The organism is Pseudoruminococcus massiliensis, from assembly GCF_900291955.1.
GTDB lineage: Bacteria > Bacillota > Clostridia > Oscillospirales > Acutalibacteraceae > Pseudoruminococcus > Pseudoruminococcus massiliensis.
Map to the genome: position 1 here is coordinate 24,550 of NZ_OLMR01000010.1, position 23,463 is coordinate 48,012.

17 protein-coding genes are annotated in these 23,463 nt (G+C 42.7%); all 17 read right to left on the reverse strand.

From position 1 onward, the window contains the following. Nucleotides 1-7,533 carry a helicase-related protein gene (locus C9914_RS11940; RefSeq protein ID WP_106765260.1) on the reverse strand — a complete coding sequence of 2,511 codons (7,533 nt, stop codon included), beginning with the start codon at nucleotides 7,531-7,533 and terminating at the stop codon, nucleotides 1-3. 14 nt (nucleotides 7,534-7,547) lie between these two features. Next, nucleotides 7,548-7,916 carry a hypothetical protein gene (locus tag C9914_RS10460; protein WP_005340528.1) on the reverse strand — a complete coding sequence of 123 codons (369 nt, stop codon included), beginning with the start codon at nucleotides 7,914-7,916 and terminating at the stop codon, nucleotides 7,548-7,550. Further along, nucleotides 7,913-8,131, reverse strand: a complete 219-nt coding sequence (locus tag C9914_RS10465; RefSeq protein WP_106765261.1) for a DpnD/PcfM family protein — start codon at nucleotides 8,129-8,131, stop codon at nucleotides 7,913-7,915. The genes C9914_RS10460 and C9914_RS10465 overlap by 4 nt, the downstream gene beginning before the upstream one ends. A 27-nt stretch (nucleotides 8,132-8,158) precedes the next feature. Then, nucleotides 8,159-9,055: a hypothetical protein gene (locus tag C9914_RS10470; protein WP_106765263.1), complete on the reverse strand. Its 897-nt coding sequence runs from the start codon at nucleotides 9,053-9,055 to the stop codon at nucleotides 8,159-8,161. Between the two features lie 50 nt (nucleotides 9,056-9,105). Next, nucleotides 9,106-11,037: a C40 family peptidase gene (locus tag C9914_RS10475; RefSeq protein ID WP_347561546.1), complete on the reverse strand. Its 1,932-nt coding sequence runs from the start codon at nucleotides 11,035-11,037 to the stop codon at nucleotides 9,106-9,108. A gap of 84 nt (nucleotides 11,038-11,121) precedes the next feature. After that, nucleotides 11,122-13,503: a VirB4-like conjugal transfer ATPase, CD1110 family gene (locus C9914_RS10480; RefSeq protein WP_106765265.1), complete on the reverse strand. Its 2,382-nt coding sequence runs from the start codon at nucleotides 13,501-13,503 to the stop codon at nucleotides 11,122-11,124. A gap of 92 nt (nucleotides 13,504-13,595) precedes the next feature. After that, nucleotides 13,596-14,108 (reverse strand): PrgI family protein, encoded by a 513-nt coding sequence (locus C9914_RS10485; RefSeq protein WP_106765267.1) that lies wholly within the window; start codon nucleotides 14,106-14,108, stop codon nucleotides 13,596-13,598. A 12-nt stretch (nucleotides 14,109-14,120) separates the two neighbouring features. Further along, nucleotides 14,121-14,531, reverse strand: coding sequence for a DUF4313 domain-containing protein (locus C9914_RS10490; RefSeq protein ID WP_077326138.1), 411 nt, complete (start codon nucleotides 14,529-14,531; stop codon nucleotides 14,121-14,123). A gap of 12 nt (nucleotides 14,532-14,543) precedes the next feature. Continuing rightward, nucleotides 14,544-15,296, reverse strand: a complete 753-nt coding sequence (locus C9914_RS10495; protein WP_456238923.1) for a hypothetical protein — start codon at nucleotides 15,294-15,296, stop codon at nucleotides 14,544-14,546. A 144-nt stretch (nucleotides 15,297-15,440) separates the two neighbouring features. Then, nucleotides 15,441-15,821: a hypothetical protein gene (locus tag C9914_RS10500; protein WP_040894197.1), complete on the reverse strand. Its 381-nt coding sequence runs from the start codon at nucleotides 15,819-15,821 to the stop codon at nucleotides 15,441-15,443. A 266-nt stretch (nucleotides 15,822-16,087) separates the two neighbouring features. Beyond that, nucleotides 16,088-16,627: a helix-turn-helix domain-containing protein gene (locus C9914_RS10505; protein WP_242972114.1), complete on the reverse strand. Its 540-nt coding sequence runs from the start codon at nucleotides 16,625-16,627 to the stop codon at nucleotides 16,088-16,090. 123 nt (nucleotides 16,628-16,750) lie between these two features. Next, nucleotides 16,751-18,946, reverse strand: coding sequence for a VirD4-like conjugal transfer protein, CD1115 family (locus C9914_RS10510; RefSeq protein WP_077326140.1), 2,196 nt, complete (start codon nucleotides 18,944-18,946; stop codon nucleotides 16,751-16,753). A gap of 6 nt (nucleotides 18,947-18,952) precedes the next feature. Next, nucleotides 18,953-20,071, reverse strand: coding sequence for a PcfB family protein (locus C9914_RS10515; RefSeq protein ID WP_004611534.1), 1,119 nt, complete (start codon nucleotides 20,069-20,071; stop codon nucleotides 18,953-18,955). Next, entirely contained in the window at nucleotides 20,071-20,475 is a 405-nt protein-coding gene (locus C9914_RS10520; protein ID WP_077326142.1) for a hypothetical protein, read from the reverse strand. Before C9914_RS10520 ends, C9914_RS10515 begins: the two co-directional genes overlap by 1 nt. Nucleotides 20,476-20,484: 9 nt before the next feature. Continuing rightward, a complete protein-coding gene (locus C9914_RS10525) occupies nucleotides 20,485-21,669 on the reverse strand; it encodes a hypothetical protein (protein ID WP_077326144.1) in 1,185 nt (394 codons plus the stop codon). 30 nt (nucleotides 21,670-21,699) lie between these two features. Then, nucleotides 21,700-23,142: a relaxase/mobilization nuclease domain-containing protein gene (locus tag C9914_RS10530; protein WP_330394026.1), complete on the reverse strand. Its 1,443-nt coding sequence runs from the start codon at nucleotides 23,140-23,142 to the stop codon at nucleotides 21,700-21,702. After that, a complete protein-coding gene (locus C9914_RS10535) occupies nucleotides 23,129-23,461 on the reverse strand; it encodes a plasmid mobilization protein (protein WP_055262787.1) in 333 nt (110 codons plus the stop codon). Before C9914_RS10535 ends, C9914_RS10530 begins: the two co-directional genes overlap by 14 nt. Nucleotides 23,462-23,463: the final 2 nt, after the last annotated feature.

The window sequence follows — 23,463 nt, forward strand, 5'->3', positions numbered from 1 at the left end:
CTATCGTGTTCTGCCCTCTCTGTCCGCTTGATAAGCACCTTTATCCTCTGCTACAATTGCTGCAGATTCCATTCTGTCATCAGCTTCTCTTTCTTCCTCCGGTCCGCTCAGGTCTGCATCCACAGCCTTTGCGTTCTCAAGGTCAAGCTGGGCATTCAGTTCACACTGTCTTGCCAGCTTTTCTTCCAGTTCCTTGCTGTACGCAAATGGCTTGTCATACTCAGTCTTTGATGCTTCAAGGTCATTCTGGTACTGCTCAATCTTCTTTTCTAAAAAATCAATGTTCTCATGAAGTCCATTGAACAGGTTTTCCAACTTCACCATGCTGCCGACAGGACTTGTGGAAAGCTCTGCTTTGTACTCTGTCTTTCCTTGAAGCACCATATAATTGATGCCAAGGAAGTTCTTTTCCACAAGCAGCTCAAATCCGTGGAATTTACCTATTGCAGTTGTCTCTCCGGTCTTGCACTTGCTGATTGCTTCAAGCATCATGGTTCCGCCATCCACTCGCTCTGTGTAGGTTGCTTTGCCTATAGTAATGGCAAATTCCGGATTATCAATCAGCTCTTTATCCCTTGCCTTTACATCCTCTCTTACATTGGCAAGCTTTTCGGTTGCTGTCTTAATGAGCTTCGGGTACTTAATCATAAAGTTATCCTGCAAGCCATATCTCTGATTGTCATAGGATGCCTTTAAGAGCTTTAATCTCTGGACATCATTGTCAATCTCCATCTTTTCCTTGATCAAAGGATTACCTGTAGCAACCGCCTTGATCTCTGCATATGAAAGTGTAGCCTCGTCGATATCCTCGCAGCTTCGGCTTACAGCCTTGCTTGTCATAACCTGACTGATAAAACGCTGCTTATTCTCGACGAGTGACCAGTTGTATGCATCAAAGGTTCCTTTGGTGACATATCTGTAGATTGCCACCTCTTCATTTTCGTTGCCTTGTCGTATGCCTCGTCCTTCCCTCTGTTCAATAGAAGAAGGCTTCCACGGACAATCGACATGGTGCATTGCAACAAGGTGTGTCTGCACATTGACACCTGTTCCACACTTATCTGTTGAACCGATAAGAACTTTCTTTTTACCTGTCCTCATTTCCTTAAAAAGTGCATCCCTCTGTGCATCCGTTTTGGCATCATGGATAAATGCTATCTCATCTGCCGGAATACCATACTGGATAAGTGTTTCCTTCAGATAATCGTAGATGGTAAAGTCCTTATCCGGTCCCGGTGTGCCGATATCTGAAAAAATAAGCTGACAGCCTATATGACCGTTGGCATTTCCTTTCTCATATTCTTTCCAGACATTCTCCGCTACCTTATTGAGCTTTCCATCCGGATTATTTGGTGCATCCTTATCAATCAGTCTTGCATCTGTTCCAAGAAGTCTTGCCTCATGGGTAATCTTTAAGAAGTTATCCTCACTTGGATCTACTCCACCGCCTCTGATACGCTCTGCCCTCACAACAAAGTCTTCCATGACCTGTTTTACATACCAGTCAGGCTCCGACTCCACAATAATAGGCTTGCCTCCACGAAGTGCTGGCACATCAAGGTCAAGCATATCTGCTGTCTGCACATCTGCTACTTCACGGAAGATATTCATAAGCTCCGGCAGATTCGTAAACTTATTAAATCTGCTCTTAAAACGGAATCCGCTTCCCTCTACAGTAAGCTCAAGTGCTGTTGTCACTTCACCAAAGTTTGCTGCCCATGAATCAAAGTGATAAATCCCCATCTCTTCAAGTGCCGCTTTCTGTAAGTAAAGCTGCATGACATACATCTCACACATGGTATTGGATATCGGTGTACCTGTCGCAAATACAATGCCCCTGCCATCATTTATCTCAGACAAATACTGGCATTTAAGCTGCATATCCGTTGACTTCTTCGCTCCACTGCTGCTGATACCTGACACATTATTCATCTTGGAAAAAATCGCAAGGTTCTTAAAATTGTGTGCCTCGTCCACCATGATAGAGTCCACACCCAGCTCCTCAAAGGTTATAAGGTCATCCTTTCTGCTCTCATCAGATAGAGATTTCAGCTGTTCCTCCAGCTTTTTCTTCTGGCTTTCCATCTGTTTTACAGTCCATCTCTCTCCGTTACGCTCCTTCATCTCATCAATCGCATAGCTGATCTCATCAATCTGCTCATTGAGCATTCTTTCCTTTCTCTCTGCTGAGATTGGAATTTTCTCAAACTGCGAGTGCGACATGATGATACAGTCATAGTCACCTGTTGCAATCCTTGATACGAACTGCTTTCTGCGGCTTTTTTCAAAATCACGCTCTGTAGCAACTAAGATATTTGCTGACGGATAAAGCCTTAAAAACTCTGATGCTGTCTGCCCGATAAGCGGCTTTGGAACAACCATGATTGTCTTATTGGCAAGTCCGAGTCTCTTCTGCTCCATGCAGGCAGCCATCATCTCAAAGGACTTTCCGGCACCAACGCAGTGTGCCAACAGGGTGTTTCCTCCAAGAAGGATTCTTGCCACCGCATTCTTCTGATGTGGCTTTAACTCAATCGCCGGATTCATTCCCGGAAACTGTAAGTGGCTTCCATCATACTCACGCAGACGGATGTTATTGAATGTCTCATTGTAATATTCCACATACTTCTGTCTTCGCTCCGGCTCGGCAAACAGCCACTCCTTGAACTTTTCCTTGATCATGTTCTGCTTTTCCCTTGCAAGCATTGTCTCATTCTTATTGACTTCGTAATGATATTTGCCATCACCGTCATCAATCCTGTCCCTGACTGTTACAGTTTTAAGGTTCAGCGTATCCTCAAAAATAGAATAAGCATCCATGCGGCTTGTACCATAGGTCTTAGTAGCTGCCACTGAATGCTTATCCATGCTCTTATTCTCGATGAACCATTCCATGCTCATCTTATTTAAGTGTACCTGAATGCCTGTATTGTAAAACTGGCTTCTGACTGCCCTTGCCCGTCTTGGTGTATTGAGAAGCTCATAGATAAACTGCTCATAATCAAGCGGCTCAATCCATGTCGTACCAATCTTTACATCAATATCCGAGGCTTCAATCCATTCCGGCTGCACCTTTTCAAGTGCTGCCACATTTCCTGCAAATCTTTCTGCCTGCGGATTGTCTGTATCAGCCGCCATAGCCTTTGCTACACGAAGTTTGTCTCTCACATTTCCCGAAAGATACTCGTCTGCTGTCTCCCAGCCGATGTCGGGATTGTTCTCGTTGTAGCGGTCTGGATTTAGGAAAACCAGTCCGTCCAGCTCTTCCACAAGGACTGCCCTTCTAAGCTCTGCTAATGCATCATCACTTAGCGTTATCTCATCAGCTGTCTGTCCGGACTTTTCTGCAAGCTCTTCCTTTGCATTTGTAATATCCGGCTCATAGATAGAGAGCATATAGGCAAGGTTTACATATCCAAATTCATTGACGGATACATTTAATGCTTCCACAGCGGTCTCCACTCTGTCTATGACCGTCTTTGCCTTAATCGTCTGCTTATAAAACATATCCGCTTTTTTCACCTCCCCGTCTTCATTTACTTCCTCAAGACTGCAAAGAAGTGGGTAATCGCTGTCATCTCTGAAAGCTATTCTGTTTGCTTTTGAGGTAATGGCTCCATACTGCTTTATAAAGGCATCATATTTCACATTAAGAAGTCTCTGCTTATCAGAAAGCTCCTCCTCACTGCAGCCATCCATCTGGATATCAATCAGCTCTCTTGTTATCTGTCTGATTTCGTCAAGACTTCTGATTCTCTCCTCGGCAGTCTGTGATACTTCTTTTCTTACCATCTCGGAATTTTCCCTGTAATAGAGCTTTCCTTCAAAAAATGTGTAAGTGTAATTTCTCACATCCGGATCAGCCGGGATAACTTCCTCCGTCTGCTCCGCCTCATCTGCCACTCTCTCAAAATCTGTCATCTGGGCTTTGATATTACCGATAGCTTTGTTTAATACTTCATACATATTGAAGTTCTCATCATCATTCACACAGACTGTATATCTGCTGTCCTGTCCGTAAATCCTTGTATCATATTTCATAGATCCAAGCATCATTTCCGGATGCTCTGCAAAATAAGAGTTGACTGCAATGCCATTCTCAGTCACACCAAGGTGTACCCAGTCCGGCTCAATATCAATCTTTCTCTCCCTCTTCTGCAGAAACAGGATATCTGCTGTCACTTCGGTTCCTGCATTATCTTTAAATGCAGTATTCGGAAGTCTTATCGCTCCCACAAGTTCTGCTCTTTCAGCCAGATACTTTCGGATAGTAGGATTTGCCTTATCAAGTGTTCCCTTTGTGGTAATCACCGCAACCATGCCTCCCGGTCTTACCTGGTCAAGTGCTTTTGCCAGAAAATAATCGTGGATACGGAAGTTATACTTGTTGTACTTTGGATCAAATACCTTGTAATCACCAAATGGCACATTTCCGACAACCACATCAAAGAAGTTATCCGGATATGTGGTATTCTCAAATCCTGTGATACTGATATTGGCATTCTGATAAAGCTGCTTTGCAATTCTTCCTGAAATGCTGTCAAGCTCCACCCCATACAGCTTACTTCTCTGCATAGGTGCCGGCATACTTCCAAAAAAGTTACCGATACCCATAGATGGCTCTAATACATTGCCGCCTCTGAAACCAAACTGGACAAGTGCCGAGTTCATGCACATGGCAATCTCCGGTGAAGTATAAAAGGCATTGTTTACTGTTGCCCTTGCAGCACTGTATTCCTCATCGGATAAAAGTTCTTTCAGCTCTGCATATTCTTTGCTCCAGCCTGCGTTTTCCTCGTCAAATGCCTGTGACAGTCCGCCCCATCCGACAAACTTCGACAGAACTTTCTGCTCCTCCGGTGTGGCAAGCCTGTTTTCTGATTCTATCTGCTTTAAAGTGCGGATTGCATCCATATTCCACTGATATCTGGTCTTGGCACCGCCTTTTTCCATTTCCCAGAGATTGTAGTGGAAGTTGTGTTTTTTCTGTACTGCATCATCTGAAACCACATGTCCATTCTCATCAATCTTGGTTTCCCAGCCATTCGCTATTGCTCTTTCCCTGGTTTCAAGACGGTTGGCTTTTACACTATCCTCGATATCAAAGAATCTCTTATAGACCGGATTCATCTTATCCCTGTCAGCCTTCTGTTTTGTCTCCTGATAATACTTCTTCTGGTCTTCTCCACAGTAAAATGGCTGTTTTACCATATAGGATAAAATCTCGTATAACTCACGCCAGTCGAGTGCACCTTCCTTACGCACACCATTCCTGTTCTTATAGCTGATCTTCACATAACCGCTTCTGATTGAGTACTCCACAAGACCATACTTATTGTTGGAATATGCCTTTCTTTCTGCATTATCTGTCCCTAATGCAATATCCCTGATAAGGTCAAGTTTATTGGGCATAAATGCAAAATCAGACTGCACCACATCCATAAGGAATGCCCTAAACGGAGTGTAGCAGTTGCAATCTGTTACAAGAATCTCCGCCACATCACGCAGGTCTTCATCAAGCTCTGCAATACGCTTGGCATAATCAATCGGTGTAATATACTGAAGCTCTGATGGATCTTTTTCAGTTGTTTCAGCTTCTATCTCTGCACCATATTCTGCCTGTGTTACCATGCGGTCTTCATCGGCAGTGTCATGTGGTGTCATGCCTTTTGCACTTACATAATCTCTGTTAGAAGCATAGCTCTCCGGCTCATCCGGTATTGCATAATCATCAATCTCTGCTTCTGCCTCCTCCGGTTCCACTTCCCGGTATTCGGCATCAATGACCTCATCATCCTCACGGAGTCCGTCCATCGCAAGCTCATCAATACGAGGTGTCTCAGGCTGGTATTCCCCTGTAAGAATAAGTACACCAAGCTCTTTTTCGATATCTTTCCACGAAACATATCCTTCAACCTCTCCATCCTCATCTCGCCATTGAAAACGCAGTCCATTCCCATGAAATGTGTCATATCCGTGCAGTCCTAGTCCGTCAACCGGCCAGCCTGCACCTCCCTGACCATACTCTGCTTTGATACGCTTTGCCCTGGTTCCTGCATCAATCTCTGTTTCAAAAATCTTGCATACCCTGCCCTTGCCACCGATAAAACCTGTACCTCTCATAAGCACCTGTTTGATATACTCACCTGGTACTATTGCAGACTTTTTTGGATTCAGGTAATTATATTTACCTGCTAATGCAGCTTTTCTGTCCTGCTCGAACTGACGCATAAACTGATTATTGTTTTCGTCCTCAGTATGAATGGTGCCAATGCTTGCCTGCCCGTTCTGGTCGAAAAAAAAGGAAGCCTGTGTATATTCGGCTTCCTTACTAACACCCAATGAATTGATTTCATCAAGTTCCCTATTCAGTTCTGTATCCTCAGATTCTAGTGGAATCGCATCACTATCTGATGGAGTACCACTTCCTCTGCCTGCATCTTCGCCTGCTCCCTTATCTTCCACATCTCCATTGTCGATGACGGATTCTGTGGCTTGTGCTTCGCCAGATACTGCATCTCTAACTGGTCGTACAGCTGGTTCGCTTCCTCCTCTACCGCTGACATCTTCTCGTACATCTTCCCGAATCTCATCAGCGTCTTGTATCTTGCCGGCTCGTTCTCCTGAAGATAACTCATCGCCATCCTTCCGTATTTGCCCAGCTTCGTGAGATCCTCCGTCTCGTCCGGCATCTCTATCTGCGGGTAAAGCAGTCCGTCCACTTCCTTGTAAGCCATTTCTTCTAACATATCCAATTCTCCTTTCGCTCTCGATTGCCTTTAAGTTACGACTAAATTCTCTAAGAACACTACAGGAGACATCGCATACAATGGAACCAAGACGGTAAATGATCTCTTCGTCTTTGATATTTACGATCTGACTAAAATCCTGTTCTTGCACAGATAAGTCAAATCCGCATCTCGTCCCTACAGCATACATGACACTTGTATATACAAGCTGCTCCATGTCCATTTCCTGCTGTAAGCCATTGCGTTTCTTACTTTCTTCCTTTATCACACTACCTGATAGCTGCATAAGCTCGGTCATTCGGTCTCCGAACTCTTCTTTTATTATAAGCCAAACATCTGTTCCTGTAAACTGTTTTAATATATTTTTTAGAGACTCCCTGTCGCTGTTATCGTACTGCTCAATCTGACCTTCTGACACAAGAAAATCCACATAATCCTTAAGATTTTCTCCCTCAAGGTCCCATGTCAGTTTGACATTCTTCCCTCCGGTATCACTGATATCAAAGATATATCTCATGCGTGGATTCAGTGCCCTTGATGGGAAGATAGCACAGCCTTTCGCACCACGCTTTACATATCTTCCCACCTTTTTCCAGGTATCATAATCTGCCATGAGTGTGCTTTTTTCCGGAGGTCTCTGAGCTGTTACCATAACGATATTGTCAAATTCATAGCGGTATAACTGACCTGCAACCTTTAACACATCCTTCCAGTTCTTTTCTGATCTTGTGATGTTACCAATTTCAGAATCGTATATCGCTTTGACCTTCATATCAACGCCCATACCTTTGTCCTCCTCTACTTAAACATCTCTGCAAACAATCCCTTAAATAGCTTTAACTCATCCTTATCCAGCTCGATTGCAAATTCATTGTCGATTGCCTGTTTTTCGCATTTATCCTTTTTCTTTGCAATCTTACGCACCACACGAAGAATCACATAGCACTCCTTGGACTTTGCAATGCTCTGTTTAAAGGTCAGCTCATCCTCATCGACTGACTTCTGTGTCTGATAGATAATCTCTTTTAACTTATCATTGATACCATCTACTTCCTCAAGGGAAATAATAACGGATGCCTTAGAAGCACCCGATCTGTCCCACTCCTTATGAAGTTCCTTTACTAAAAACTCCATGTTCTTAATTACTGTTGTTGAATCACTTTTCATCTTGCTTTTCCTCCGTTTTCTTTTAATGAATAAGGGAGCTGACCTTCGCTGATAGGCGCAAAATCAACTCCCTTCATGTCCTCTGCTCCAAGGACTATCTGCTCTGCATAATACATATCCATTGCCTTATTGATGGCATCGTCAAGCGACTCTGCCTTTACTTTCTGTACTCGTGAAAGCACTTCTTTTATCTCAACATCAAATTCCTGTTCCATATGATATCGCCTCCTGTAAAAATCTCATCACCGGCTCTTTTCTTCCTTTACCTGTCTTTCCTTAAAGCCTTCATCGTACTTTCCATCTTCCAGCCTGTCGTAAAAACAGTCCTCTTCAATCGTTCCAAAATCCTCATACATCTGGTGAAGGAAGTCATTCTGCAGCTTCTTCGGTACATCATCATCCTTTGACATATCCTGATAAAAATAGAACTTCTGCTTTAGCTTTGCCCTGTAATCATAGATATCCTCTATCTTTTCCGGTGTGCCATACTCCCTCTTGCATGCCTTGAAATTTGTAGTTGAAAGTGTGGAACCTAGATAAATGCCATGCTCCCACGATACCCCGATTGTGGTATTGTCCTTTGTAGGCTTCTCATCCTTCGGATAACGCTTATACTCTGTCGCACCAAGGGCGATTGTAAGAGAACCTGACTTCATATCCATCACCACAAGATTTCTTGGTGATAATGCTTCAAGCACCATGTAATCATGGTCATTGAAGTTATGAAATGTCTGTCCCCTTTCAAATGAGCGGTTCTCCATTTCATAATGCAGGTTAAAATCATCCACCCAGCCCTTATCGGTCATTCCAATCTCCTTAAGCTTTGCAACACATTCATAAGAACTGGCTTCTTTATCAAACCGAAATTCTTTGGAATCGTTATAAAATCCCTGAAGAAAGTGTCCCAGCTGAATATCATCCAGACAGAATCTCGCAGATACCGTTACATTTGCTGCCCTGTAATACTCTGTGAAGTTATCTGGTTTACCAAGCGTCCTTCCAAGCTGCAACAAATTGTCTGCAAGCTCTGACATGTCATCAACTGCTATAAAACTCTTATAATCATCCAGAGTCATCAGCATATTTGTCTCTGTTCCCCTGTCGTTTTCTGTTACCAGTATCATATCTTTTAAATCCATTCTTACCTCCAGTCTCAGAGAGGGACTATGCCCTCTCTGCAAATTTCCTGTTATGGTCTTCCTATCACAACTATCTTCCCTGTGCTTGCCACATCCCTGTAAACAACGCCAAGACTTTCATTAAGTGCCTCTACCACCTTGCCATTTCCGACGTATACTGCCACATGGCTGATGTTCTTATATCTTCCATTACTTGTAAAACTGTAAAAGATAAGGTCTCCCGGCTGTAACTCATCAAAGGAAACAGTCTTTCCGGCTTCATCCAGTCCCTGTGCCTCCGCTGCCGCTGTGGTTGCACCACCGTAACTAATATCCACACCTGCATCCTTCCATGAATAATAGGCTAAGGAACTGCAGTCATAATAGTTACCGCTGTCTCTTAAATCCTGACTATAAGGGAAGCCAACTCTGTGTAGTGCATAGGAGCAGACTGTTTTCTGCCTGCTGTCTGTAATTCCACTAAGGATGGCATTGATTTCATCCTCAGTCATGGAGCTTACTCCCGGACTTCCGCCTCCGCCACCACTTCCGCTTCCGGCATATCCAAGCTGTCCCATAAACTCCGGACTCATGATCTGCTCAAGCATTTCCACCTGATCAGAATTAAATCCATAGACCGAAATCATATCTCTGTACGATTTCAGTGTGACATTCACATACAGAACCGACTTCGTAACAGTAGTTACATTACCGTCTGCATCCGTTTCTTCCACATCCTTTGTTCCTGTGCTTGTGGTGTATGAACACATATCATTTACAACTGCCTGCAGCCAGCCTTTTGAAGTCTCATTCATGACTGTTGCAGTATCTCCGACACCATGCTTGACCATATAGACTGCCATGATGTCATAGTAATTGCTTGGGGTTTCTTCCATACCTTCATAATCCACATAGACAAGCTCTCCAAGGTCATATCCGGTATGCTCATTCACTTTCGTATTCACATCCCGGTTAAACTCCTGCACATAAGCACTCGTTACTATCTGCACGGTATCTCCTGATTCAAGTGGTGGCAGAAATAAAGCAAATGGAGAATTGTAAAGGATTGCTATCACCGCTATAACCGGAACCGCAATCATGGCAACTACAAGTACAAGTAACAACAGCACCAATCCAATAATCGGTGCAGCTGCCTTTACCCAGGTAATCACTTTTCGCACAATCAGATCCTTTACCAGCTTTGCCACGCTATCTGTCTGATTCTCCTGTGCTTTCATCTTATCCAGAAAGAATTTTATCTTCCTGCTCCGGTTGGTCATCTTTTCATCCTTGACCTCTATGGACACACCTGCAGCATATCCGGCTGCCATGCCGATTGCCGTGCCTACTCCCGGTGCAACTGCTGTTCCTGCCGCTGTAGCAGCTGCCTTTGTAGCAGTTTTTGTTGCAACCTTGGCAGTAGTCTTGGCTGTTTCTTTTGCTGTCTCTTTAGCTACAGTCTTTGCAGTATCTTTGGCAGCTTTCTTTGCTGTCTTTTTTGCCAGCTTCTTTCCTGCATCTACCTTCTTGATACGCTTCCTTGCCTCGGCTGCCGCCTTTTTCCTGAAAAGTGCTGCACCCTTAGAAGCAGTTCCGGTAACAGGTCGGCTCGCTTCATATGCAAGATATGCTGCCTGCGATACCTCCTGCCCGCCTTCCACCTGCTCCGTTACTGCCCCGGCTGCAAGTGCACCTGTTCTTCCTGCTATGTGAAGATTGGTGTTCTTGGTCTTGATGGAAGTGTTTGATTCTCTATAGTTTCGCTTAAATCTTGATAGTCCCCTATTCTTCGGCTCTGACTGATGAATGGTACTCTTGCGATAGGACTTCTTTTTATCATCAGATACCTTTGCACCGATAGTCTTAGGACCTCTCTCTACTGTATAGATGTTGCTGCCTTTAATCTTGGCACCCTTTGGCTCGTGGGCATGAATCTTAGCTTTCTCCTTTGTGTGAATGATCATCGGCTTGTCATCCACCTTTTTTATCTTCAATGTTCTCACCTTCTTTCACTCAAAATGCAAAACAGCCACCCAGCTTCCCGGATGGCTATGCTTTGAGGTCGCAAATTGCGACCTCTATCAACATTATTCGACATTTTTCTGCATTTCACGTTTCTTCTGTTCCGCAATCTTCTCATGAATGTTGGTATTATACAGCCTGTACAAATCTGTATCCTTACTAATCTGATTATCAAATGGAATCACCACAGAACCACACTTGATAAGTCCCATTCCCGATGCAGTATTGGTTACGAATCTTAGCTGTGCCTCTGATACCCCGATAACTTCCGCCATCTTGGAACTGTCCGTATTTGCCTGCTTCAAAAGTGCCACAAACTCAGAGTTTGCAAGCATTGTGGTTGCTGTGTAATTCTGCAACAGATCGACGACATTCTGCGTGATACCTGTACAAAGACCTCCCTGCTTTCTTACTTTCTTCCAGAGCTGCTGCAGATATTTTGCAGAATACTCAGAATTAAGTAAGACGTGGAACTCATCAATATAGAGCCATGTTGCCTTGCCTCTCTTGCCATTCTCAACAATCCTGTTCTGAATAGACTCCATCATGACAAGCATTGTGATAGGACTAAGCTCTGTACCTAAGTCCCTGATGCCATATACTGTGAATCTGTTATCCACATCCACATTTGTCTGGTGATTGAAGATGTTAAGTGAACCATTTACGAAAAGCTCTAGTGACAATGCAATGTCCTTTGCCTCGTCCTCCGGCTGTGCCATAAGGATATCGTAAAAGTCACTCATTACAGGGATATACTTCTCTTTGCTCCTTGCAATGTCGATATACAGTTTTCTCACACAGCGGTCGATGATTGACTTCTGTCTTGAATTTAAACTGTCCCCGATACACTGCTCACAAAGTCCAAGCATAAACTCGCCCTTCTCTCTAACCATTCCCTTGGAATCATTCGGATCAAGGCTCCATACATCCATCTCCAGCGGATTCACATAGTTATCCGTGTAGGTAGACATATTTACCACTGTTCCACCATAAGTATCAGCTATATCAAAGTACTCGTTCATTGGATCTATGACGATTATCTCATCATCTCCCGACAAGAATACGCTGCCCATCTCCATCTTGCAGAAGAAGGATTTACCGGAACCCGGCACACCAAATACAAAGCCATTTCCGTTGATAAGCTTCTTTCTGTTACCGATATTCACATTCTTGCTGATCTGGTTGATACCATAATAGTTGCCTGTGCTGTCATTAAGCTCCTGCACATTGAATGGCATAAGTACCGCAAGTGACTGAGTAAGAAGGGTACGCATTGTCTCCACCTGTCTTACACCAATCGGAAGTGCTGTGTTGAGAGCTTCCCTCTGCTTTAAGTAGTGTATATCAATCGTGCAGCTGTTACGCTTTCCGATGGTCTCCACAGTCTCACATACACTCTCAAGCTCCTTCTTGCTTTCTGCCATAAGAATAATGGTTACTCCCACGAAGAAAAGGCACTGGTCATTCTCACGGACGTCATCCATGATTTCCTCAATTTCTTTTTTCTCCGTTCTCTTGGCGTATGAAATTTCCGTAGAAAAATCGTTATTCTTATTACGAACTCTCTGCTGTTTGATAATATCCGACTCAATACCAAGGTATTTTTTCTGAAGCACCTTTGTTGTCAGATCCTTTGGAACAGGCACCACATCAATACTCGTGATAGAATGAACCGGAAGGGAAGTAATCTCATTGATGAATCTGTCTGACAAACTGCTCGGATACTTTTTGATAAAAAGTGCCTTGCAGAATTTACTCTCATCCTCAAAATGGTCCGGGAAATATTTCACCATCCCATTGCACAGGTCATTTCTAAAATCTGCCCCGACCTTCTTTGCCTTTTTGATATCAAAATCAAAGCTGCCCTCATCTCCAAGATGATAATAGTCATAAAGCACTTTCAGCCTCTCATTTCCATTAAGAGGCACAATCTCCGCACCAAGCTCAATGAAAGCCTTGTGTATCGTTGCCTCAAGGGTTGCAAACTGTGCCTTCGCCTCCTCAAAGTTCTTTCTCTCAATCGTGATTGTCAGGTATCTCTCCTGCTCAATCCCCTGTCTGCCCTCAATAATCTTCTCTTCAATGATGTCATTGTAAATTCTTCTGTAATTATTGAAACCATCATTTTTCTCAGCAATCAGAACCTTGTCACGGAGTTCATCCATGTTTTTGTTCTTATTGTTGATCGTAATCTTATAATTACAGTCCAGCGAATTTAAGAACTTGCAGTATCTCTCGAAAATACCGATCTGCTCATCCTCGGTTGCTGTCGTGTAATTGATGTCCTGAAAGCGGTAGCATTTGGAATACTTATTTTTGCTTACTTCAAAAATGCCGTTTTCAGCCACCGCCATAATCTCTATGGTTTCCTGAATGGATTTAGGTGTCTTATACAAAGGCTCACTCGCCTTCTTTAATAACTTAAATCCGTCTGTAAATAAACCCATGTCTCTAACCTCGCTTTCTTATAATGAAAGCCCGCCGGGAACTTCACCCTGCGGGCTGTGTTCCCGACCTTTCGGTCAGATACTATTCGTTTCTAATGCATTGCCTTATATGCTGCAATGCCTGCTACTGCCGCCACAATGACTGCAACAAGTCCAAACAGCATGTTTCTCGTCTTTTTCTTCATTGCTTCAAACTCCTCCTGCTTCTTTACAGCCGAATCAGCTGTTACAGTCTCCGGTTCAGCCTTTCTGCCTTTCTTCTTTACCTGTTCATTCTGCTCTACTTCTAACTGCTTTATTGCAGGCTCTCCTTCTGTTGATACATAGGTAAGTGCCTTGTTTCCAAACATAAAATGCAGTTTCTTTCCCATATACTCGTAGAAATTCATCCCGTTAAAGGAATAGAATCCGCCAAGTGCAATCGGTGCCACACAGGGAATTGCCACATAAGCAGAACCCGTAAGACCGATATACTTGTAAAGAAGAAGGACGATACCGCCACCGACTACTACGCTTGCAATAGAAAATATAAGCTGCCTTGCAGTAAGTCCCATCGCAACCGATTCCTGATAGCGGTCAATATCCTTGTTTACTTCGATTACCATTGTCCCTGCCTCCTATCTTGATAAATCCTTTGTCTCCGGCTTTCTTGTCATTCCAATATTCGCCTCATACTTATCCATTCCATCCGGACACAGTTCTCTAAGCTTATCTACATTGAACAGATAAAGCGGATATTCGCAGAAACCACTCCTTTGCGTGAATCCTGTAAACTCTCCAAGGTCGTTATCTGTAATAAACTTTTCAATATCCGGCATGTCATTCACATTCAGATATCCGCAGTAATTTGGTGCTGCAACCGGCAAATTCACAGTCACATCCCCAAAAGGCTCCTCATATCCATCTTCATTACACATAAGACCGATAAACATTGCCCTGTTATTCATATACTGCTGGATATCAAATGTCACCTGCGTTTCTCCGGTTATGCTTGAATTATAAGTAACCTGTTTCTTTTCATTATCCATTTCTGCCTCCTTCTATAATCCAAATGCCTTGCTTGTAAGTGTCTGTGCACCCTTCACACTTCCAACAGTCATTGCTATCGTAAATGTCATTTCACACAAATAAATAAGCGTCTGTGCCCAGTCAGCGTAACTTCCTGTAAATGCTGGAAGTCCTGCATTGATAAATGCATTACATACCACAATTGCAAGTGCCATCGTTACTGCCTCGAATACACACGAAAGAAAATATTTGCAGTAGGTAGCCATTGTATGACTGACCATTCTGTTTCCTGCCATTGTGGAGCATGCAATCGCACCAAGCGGCACAATAATCAGTATCTTTAAGAACCTGAAATACACTGTGTAGATGATAAAGAATCCACAGATAATAATGATGATTGCAAGCAAAGCTGTAAGTATCAGCATTACCAGACTTTCACCAAATCCGAGTCCTTTAATGATATCTGCCTGTGTACTGTCAATGGCAAGCTGCGTCGTTGTCCCGGCAGATATAAGTCCTACCAGATTTCCTATGGAAGTAAAAAATGCTTTCATGATCGTGACATTATTTGCAACAAACCATTCTGCAAGTCCCAGTCGGATAAGCATACGCAGGATTGATTCAAACCTCATCTCATCTTTTACATCTATGCTTTCCGAGCAGAAACCGATAACAAAGAACAGCACAACGAGGGAAGAGCCGACCGCTACAAAGACCGGCTCTATCCCCTCAATGACTGCCCAGGGACCTCCGCCCTTGAAACTGACCGGTGACTGTCCAAGCATTGCAAAGACCAGGGATATCTGATTGTTCCAAAACCCAAACACTGCCTCAAGAAGTGCAAGGATCTTGTCTCCAAGCTTAAAAATATCCATACTTGTTATTCACCTCTTTCCTTTTACTAAAAGGGGAAATGCATTTCCCCAATCTTAGAAGCCTAAGAATGTCAGTACTGTTGAAATACCAGCCATCATGACACCTGCTACAATTCCTTTCAGTGCAGAGTTCATGGTAGATGAATCCTGCTGCTGGTAGGCTTGTGCGAACTCCATAACATTCTTTGCAAGAATGATGACACCAACCGCACCAATGACTGCAATGATAAGTGTCTTTAAATTCTCAAGCGGCTGTGTTACTGCGGAAGTACCTGTACCTGCTGCAAAACAGGTAGTGCTCATAAGCATCACTCCCATAAGTGCTCCGGATAATGCCGGAACGAATCTCTTTTTTAAGTGAATGAATCTACTCTTCATGCCTTTCTCCTCCATCTGATTGTTGTTTGTTGTTGAAATAACCTGTTCTTTTCTCATGTTGTTTAATCTCCTTTTTTGAAGTGACAGAAGCGGAAAAAGCCAGAAAGGAATACACATATTCCAATCCGGCTAGCTTTCCGAACGGAATATATGCATTCCTTTCTGTCCTGTTGATAGTTACTCTATGATAATCAGGCAATGCCTGTTGTACTGGTTAATCGGGCTTTCCCCGATGCGTTTTTGCTGTGACCATCTCCTTTCAAGGTATGAAAAAAAGCACCTTAACCATATGGCTAAAGTGCTAATTTACTCTCAAATTTGCTTTATTCTAAAAGCATTCCATCAATTATTGCAAACTTTGTCTTAAATATAGATCTATTCTGGCAATATCGTAATATGACATCCTGTACATAAGGTCTTGTACAATAACTGTCTACCACAATCTGTTTATCTTCCTCTTTCTCTATCCTCTTAAATATGCCTTTTGCATTCCAATCCGTCTTTACAGCATCTACTAAATCATTACTCATCTCAAGATGTGATAAAATCGTGGAATTCAACTCGGTTTCTTTAATTTCAGATATTTGTCCATAGTCATTAAGTTGCTTCAATTCTCTCTTAATTGCCTCCGTGTAACTTGTCATACTATTATCTCCTATCAATAAGTATTCAGGTGTTACATCTAGTGCCTTTGCTAGTTGTAAAAGATTATACGCACTTGGCTCTTCATTGAGTCTACCTTGTTCATAACGTCGTATACTCTGAACAGATATATTTGTTATCTTACCCAGCTCTTCCTGTGTATAGTTTCGTATATTACGCAACTCTTTTAATCTATCTGCAAAAGTCTTTTCCGTATTCATCCTGTACCTCCAATATAAAATAATTTCTGTCTTTTGTAACTGCTCACATGTTAGTAGTCCAATAAGCTGAAGCATACTATGTGAGCAAATTATATCATATACTCTGTAATATATCTAAAAACATTACTGCTTCTTTCGATATGAACTCATCTTCTCCACAGTAACCTCCGGATAAAAGTAAGTAAGAATCGTTGCCTTCGGAACTCCTGCCGCAAGTGCCTTCTTCACTTCCTCTTTCTGCTCCGGTGTATATGACCAGTGCAGCATTCGGTTTGTGATTGTATCCTCCCACTTAGGCTTTTCCCTCTCAGGATTCCTTACAGGCTTAGTACCAGCACTTCCATTAGAAGAGTTAGCACATTCTGTAGTATCAGACTTCTGTGACTCATCGACATACTCAAGCTCATTTGCCTGCTCCCTGTCAATCTTTGCTTTCTGCTCTGCCTCATCCTGCATGGAGAATCTTCTGCTTAACTCCGCATCACCAAGCATCATAAACTGCTCATAGGTAAGAGAATCTATATACACATTCTCGCCCTTATCCCTCAGCTTTTCATAATACTTAACTGCCTTGTCTGAAAGAATCTCAAATGGCGGACCGATAAGATTATCTGCTCCTCTTATCTGATGAACATAAGGCTCTCCCTTGCCATCTGCTGTCTGGTTAAACATCGAATGATTGAACGGTATGAACTTATTGTCCATGATAGGATCAAAACCACGGATAAAGATAATACATTTCTTATTATCCAGCTTTCTGACTTCATCGGGTGTAAACAATTCTCTGCCTAATACATCATAGTTTCTTGAAGAGCTTCCCTGTCTGCCCTTTGTTTCTCCACTTGACTTCTTATCAATCGTACCTTTTCCAAGCAGCTCTGACACATACTTATGCGTACTCTGCTCGTTTCCACCGAGATAGATGAACGTATCGCAGTTGCCGGGAATTGTCTCCCAGGTATCTTTAAAAAGTGCTTTTAACTGGGCAAAGTTCTGAATAATGATAATACTTGAAATCTCACGGCTTCGCATTGTCGATAACAGTGAACAGAAGTCATCTGGCAATGCGACATTCGCAAATTCATCTAACATAAATGTCACATGGATTGGCAGCCTTCCACCACAATTAAAGTCTGCCTGATAGTACAATTCCTGAAATATCTGCGTGTATAACATACCGATAATAAAGTTATAGGATTTGTCACTATCCGGGATTACACAAAAGAGTGCTGTCTTTGTCTCCCCATCTCCGTTTACACCAATACCGATATCGGACAGATTAAGCTCATCTTTGGAGAGTAATCGTAAAACCTGCTTATTTTCAAGAAATGCAAGTCTTGAGTTGGCACTGATGATAATGGAACGGACGGTATCTCCTGCACCTCGCATACATTTGTTGTACTGCTTTACTGCCGGATGATTAGCTCCGAGTGGGGAACTCTCCTCTAAGAACTTCATTCGCACATCCAGTTTCGACGCCTTTCCCTGCTCTGTCACTTCTGCTTCTCCAAGAAGCTTCAGTACTGTCTCAAAGTTTCTCTTTGCCGGCTGTACTTCAAGCCACACATAATAAAAGATTGACTGTAAAAATAATCCTTCTGCTTTCTCCCAGAATGGATCACTTGGAGTGGAACCCTTTGGTGTGGTATTACTGATAAGATTGGTAATCAGCTTTACAACATCTGTTTCCTCTCTGATATAGGAAAACGGATTATAGCAGTCCGACTTATCCATCTCAAGCAGATTGATGACCTTCACATTGTATCCGTTATTCTTTAACATCTGCCCGCAACTTCTAAGAATCTCACCTTTTGGATCAGTACAGATAAAAGAACAGTTATGTGGCATCTGCATCAGATTCGGCTTTACTTCATAAAATGTTTTTCCTGCTCCGGAACCACCACAGATAAGTATATTTCCATTGAGCTTGAGTCTCCTAAAATCCAGCGACATCTTCACATTTTGGCTGAGTATCCGGTTGAAATTCTCATCCTTATCTGCAAGTATCTTGTTGACCTGCTTCGGATTTTCAAATCTTGCCGTACCAAATTCCTTACCGGGCATATAGTTTCTCTGACTGGTGTAATACATGACAATAGCCATCGCATAGATACCTAATGCAATGGCTACTGCTTTTACTGTATTGGAATTGTAATAGTTGGCAAAGGGAACAGCACATACTTCATTGAATCTGTCCATAAATTCATTAAAGGCAATCCCTTCTGCCCACGCACCATTTATCAGATAACCAAGATACCCGGCTAACACTGCACCCACAAGGATGAATATCAGTGACGGCTTTTTCTTTGTTGTCTGCATAGGCTGCTACCTCGCTTTCTTCGTGGTAACAGTTTTCTTCTGTGTGGTCTTTTTCTGCTGCTTCTGTACTTTCTCGTAACGCTCCCTGACAGATGACTCCACCTTGTCGTAGTGAGTATAAAGCTCGGTTCCTTTCTGGGTTGTCACCACACGATTCTGCTCATCGTAAAGCTTATAATCCTTGGTGGAATCAAGGAAAGTAAGCATTGTCTTTCCACCATGAATCTCCATGATGTTTTCCTTACGGAGCCATACATATCTTGCCTCTTCTCCCCATGTGCCGGGAACTCTGGTCTTAACAGCATGGTCATTCTCTTCGATAATCAGCTTCTTGCTGATAGTCACATCTGATAAGTTCGCATTCTTTGATGCTGCAACTGCCCTCATTCTCTCAGCAAGGTCCTGATAGCCTCTAACACGATTGATAAATGCATCCTTGTCCATCATGACTGTATGGGTGCCATCCTCATTTTTCTTTCCAAGCACACCGATTGTCTCTAGCTGTTTGATAACACTTTCAGCCTGCTCACCATTGATACTGAAATTCTCCTTGACCTGATCCACACTGATAGCTTTCTTTTCCATTGCAAACATTCCGACCTTTTCGATCAGTCCGTCAATAGCGGTATTAACCCTATCCCCTTCTATCGTGTGGCTTTTCTCGTTTCCCTGCTGTTTCTTCAAAAAATCCATCAGCTTGCCAAGGGATTTTTCATCTCCATTCTTCAGATAATCGTCAAATGTGGCAATCTTACCAAACTTGAGCTTCTGTATCATCATATTCACACGGGGAACTGCCTCTGTATGAAAGATTACCTCACTCAGTCCATCTTTCCTGTTACAGTCTGGAAGTACCGAATACAGGATTCCATACTTCTTTGCCATCTTTTCAACCTTTTTCATATCTTCGGTATTAAACTGTAACACCTGTAAATCGCCACCTTTTAAGATCAGCTTTCTCATGGATGTCTTGCCAAGTGACTTTTCATAATCAAGCATCCCTTTTAAGAAATCTATTGCCTTCTGCATGGCAGCAATGCCGCCGCTTCCTACCTTCATGGCAATCTCAATGCCATCATAAGCTACACGGATGATCTGCACCGCTTCCTGAATCTCTTCTGCCATTATCGCACCTCCACTTTCTCTCTAACTGTTGTTTTAAGCGTTTCTGTCTCTGTAGTACGGATTTCCTCGGCTGATACATCAATACCATAAGTAGTCAAAATATCTGCCAGATGATTGATTGCTTTCTCCTCCTCGATACGATACATTTCAAGTGCCACAAGCAGGTTTTCCACCTGTTCCACCCATGCAGGCTTCATATCATATTTAGACCTGTATGTGACCATAATCTCGTCCGACTCAGCCTTATCCGCTGAATGTGCCAAAGCTTCAATAAGAGAAATCGTGTCTTCCTTGCTGCCGCTTCTGAATGCGAACTGGACAACAAAGTTTTTCTCTTCCTCTGTAAATTGATGCTCCACACCATTCATCTCTGTTACTGCTTCATTTACTACTGCTAAATTCATAAGTTCCTCCTAATCTGCCATGCTGTTTTCAAGCACAGCAATCTCAATGATCTCCTTCATCTTTTCCGCTGAAATGTTGTTGTTTATAAGCTCTACAAGCTGTGACTCAGTAAGTCCCTTTTCTATTGCACTCTTAATCTGCACAAGCTGCGCCGGAACAAGGTCTCCCGATGCAACCAGCTTTACAATGTCTGCTCTTGACTTTTTCTTAAATGACAGTCTTGCAAAAAGACTTGCCACTCCGCTGTTGCTGCTCTTTCTCACACTTCGCTCAATCGGAAGTCTCTGCACCACATTTCCAGTACCATCAACTACCGGAATCTGATAATAGACCGGAATTCCATTTGCCACAGCCTGCATATTCTGAGGAACTGCAACTGTATCAACCATCTTTTTATCTGCCTGTGATACGGACTGGCTTTCCTGCGGCTCTGCCTTACTTTCTGCCTCTTTCTTATTCTCTGTGGCAACACTTATGATCTTATCTTCCAATGACTCTATTCTGTCTCCCATACGCTTCATCTCCTTATCCTTTTTCTCAATATCATCCCTAAGTCTTGCAATCGTACTGCTTGCCTTATTCAGTTCATTCTGCTGACTGTTGATAAGAGCGTCCTTATCCTGGTTCTCCTTGACCAGACGCTCCCTGACTTCCTCGTCATCTTTGGAAGTTTCTATTTCAGAAAGCTTCTTATTCAGGGCATCATACCTTTCATTCTGATGATTAATCTTTGCAACCACTTCATCCATCTGAGCTACAAGACTTTTCACATACTCTAAATCCTGTGGCATCTGCTCTTTGGCTTTATTAAGCTTTTCTAATACCACATCAAACATCCTGCGCATGTTTACTGCTGTATCATCTTTTTGGACTACCTCTCTGATTGCATCAATCGGCACACCTTTTTCATAGTAATCCAATGCTGTCTGCATCTTAGGTGCTGCCATCCTGCTATCTTTCAGCAGCGTTAACAACTCTTCTGATACACCCTTATGCAGACATTTTGATAACACCTTCATCTGCTCAATGTCATAACTTTTGTTAAGATACAGACCGATTTCATCATCAGTCAGTCCATATTCATAATCGCTTTTGACAAGAGCAATAACCTCACTGTCCATATGCTTATTACGAAGAATCTGTATCTTTCTCTCAATCGCCATTTCACTTAATGGCTCTCTTTTTTCTTCCATATATGCCTCCTAACCACTAAAAAAAACAGCCTAACGTACCGGCTGTTCTTTTCTGTCTCTTATTGTTTCTTTGTCATACTGCTTCTCTTCTGCCGAAGCTGATACCGTAAGTTCCTTCCATATTGATCTTCCAAGATTAAGTTCCTTTGATACCGCCCGTTCTGCCTTACAGTCCTGTGCATACTTGCTCTCATATTTTTTTCTAAGACTCTCGACCTCTTCCACACTGTATCCCTGTGCCAGAAGCTCAGTGTTAAGCCTTTCCCATGCATTGTGCTCATCTTCAAAAAAGGTATCCCCACTCTGATAACACGATTCCGCATCATCAAGCCCCCGGATCTGTTCAGCCTTGTCAAAAATATCTTTGAATCTCTCCTTAGCCTTATAGGTCTTACTCTTTTCCTTTGATGCTTCTTTTTTCTTATCCGTCAGATTATCAAGTACCGATACAAGTTCTTCCGCACTCTCAATCTTATGCCTTACCAGAAATAGATACTGCTCCTGCAGCTTATGCATCTTTCGGATATCATCCTTATACTTCCATACCTGACTATATGGCTTCTTTTTCAGCTTTCCAATCCGGTAAAGCTTTGCATAATATCTTTTCTGCAAGCCTGACATCTTCGCCCTGCGGTATCTTTTGACATAGCACTTTACTATCGCTGCCTGCCTTTCCTCATTCTGTGACTGGTAAAAGGATAAATCTTCCTTCGCAATACGCTCCACAATAGCTTCCTGTGAATAATTCTCGCCAAGAGTCTTACATCTTCTGAATCTTGTCATCCCCTGTGGTCTGACTGCCAGATACTTTCCCTGCTTGACCTCATATCCTTTTTCCGACAGCAGCTCCAGAAATCCACTAAAATCATTTGCCTGTAAAATGCAGGCATCAAAATCTCTTTTTATCATATCTGCCCACACAAAGCTGCCTTCACGATATTCGCTCCAATCCTTATAATTCTCGTGCTGTTTCTCTTTGCTGCCATCCTCCACATCTATAATGGAAAGACCATACTCCTGACACAGCTTATTGGTAATTGGCTGGATATACTTTGCCCAGTCACCTTTCTCGTAGCGATACTTTTTCCCATCCACAAAGCTTACACTGTTAAATACAATGTGTGAATGAACATGGTCTGTATTATCATGAACCACAAATACCGCTTCATAGGCATCACCAAGATATTCTGCTACAAACTTCTGTGTTATCTCAAAAGCCCTATCCGGTTCCACCTCATCCTCTTTGAAAGAAAGAATGATGTGATACCCCTGTCGCTTGTCTGTTTTTCCAAACTGCTTCTTTGTATCCATCATCTGTTCAAAAGCCATATCTGCCTGGCAGTTTATAGCTCCCACAAGTCTTCCTCCCTGCGTTTTCTCAGGATTCATCACATAATCCAGTGCCCGTTTCAAATGCCTTGCATGAAAAGAATTCCCGCTGTCCTTCATATGAAGTATCTTACTGATTGCCAATCTTTACCACCGCCTCGCTGACAGACTGATTCAGCTTTTTCATATATGCCACAAGCTGTTCCTTATCTTTCTTGGAATACAGCTGTGCATTGCTGTTAAATACAATCTGATTGATGTTAATGCCGATTCGGTTTATCTCATTGATAAGCTCTTTAAGAAGTTTCCTTACTTCCGGATAGTCATTTGGTTTCTGACTGATTAGAAGCCTGATATATTCGGCTTCATTCATTCCATTTGCCTTTGCCTTATCAGAAAGTACCTTCGCTTCCTGTGGCATAAGTCTTAGTGTTTTCCTTATACAATGAACTTTATCAGCCATAG